1 protein-coding gene is annotated in these 1,563 nt (G+C 27.8%); it reads right to left on the reverse strand.

Features of this window, described 5'->3' with window-relative positions; genetic code table 11:
* Positions 1-372: 372 nt before the first annotated feature.
* Positions 373-1,563, reverse strand: a 1,191-nt coding sequence (locus V7149_RS23140; RefSeq protein WP_335347934.1) for a polysaccharide pyruvyl transferase family protein, incomplete at its 5' end; no start/stop codon positions are given.

Here is a 1,563-nt window from a genome sequence, read left to right on the forward strand (position 1 = left end):
CAATATTAGTATATATAGCATTGTAAACATTTGTTTACTCCTATCATTATCAAAATGAATCTAAAACTCATTTTTAACTAGTTCACTTATGGATTAGATCTATTTAAAATACTGATTAATTACACATATGATATTATCGTCAACTTCAAGTCTCCAAAGATAGTAATGTTAAAAACTCTGTAATAGAGAATATCCTTTTACTTCTAGGAGCATTAATGTTTTGAAAATAGCTAATTATAAATATTAAAATCGTTTAATAGGAATAAAAGTAAGCTAAAACAACAAGGATGTGAAAAGCATAAACCAATTTAAAGAAGATTAAGTCCCTTAAAAAGAGGCCTTTATTAGTCACTTTTACAATTCTAACTTATTTTATTTGTCGTTTTCCAATGCATTTTTTAAATATTCTAATGATGACTCTCTGAGTTTCTCTACTTTTTTATTTACTTTGTTATAATCAATAGGTTTAAATAAATCTACTTCCTCTAATTTGTTTACATCCATAAACCTTTCTTCTAAACCTGTTTGTTCCAAAAGAGTATATGCTCTATCATCCCCCTTATTAAGCATAGTACTTTTAACGAACCAAAAAGGTTTTTCGAAAACTGTTGAAAAAATAGTTCCATGGTATGAAGTTGTAAATACTAGACTAGCATTTTTTATCATACTCAACATTACACTTGGCCCACCATGTTCTGTTAATTCAAAGCCCATAGAAAATAATCTTCTTATTGCCCATGACTTTGCATCTAACACAATTACTGGAATATTGAGCTTTTCTGAAATCTTTTTAACAGCACGATTAACTTCATCAGAGTAATGAAATGCATAATAAAATATATATTCTTTATCGTATAATTTCGATAATGTAATATCATCCCATTCATCCCTTTTTAGTAACATAGTGGGATCCAGGGTAAGTTCTACTTCCCTACCTGTTAGTTCTTCAATCCATTTCTTCCCATTCTTTTCTCTAATCGATAATGCAGAATAATCCATTAAATAATTTCTATATTTGTCAACATCATCTGCATGTTCTAAAATATTATTCGCTCCTAAACTTGGAGCATAGGCTACCTTTTTCACATTATTTGTGAAATTAAGGAAGTAAGCATCATCTGCATCGTAACAATTAATGTTCCATATTTGGTCACTTCCAGATACTAGAATGTCGTAATTATCAGCAATTTTTTCTAAATCCTTTGATGTTTCAAAAAAACCATCGGATAATTTTAATTCAGAGTTTATAAATCTATTAAAATCATCAAAATGTGTTTTTACTTTTTTATAAAAAGTTAGGTAGAAAAGATTTTTTATCACTCTCTTAAGGGATGATGATCTTGGAAATAATGCATACATATCTTGTGAGTTCTTGTTTGAAAAATTGATTATTTTATTTTGATATCCCATTTTTTCCGATATTACTTTTTGTAGTGCATATGCTTGAAGAAGCGATCCATTATTATGAGATGCTTGAAATGTTAAAATACCAATTTTTTTATCCATACTAACCTCCATTAAATACAACCAGTAATTTGATGTAATTATTATATACTCTAAAAC

It is taken from the genome of Bacillus sp. JJ1503 (assembly GCF_036965125.1).
GTDB lineage: Bacteria > Bacillota > Bacilli > Bacillales > Cytobacillaceae > Cytobacillus.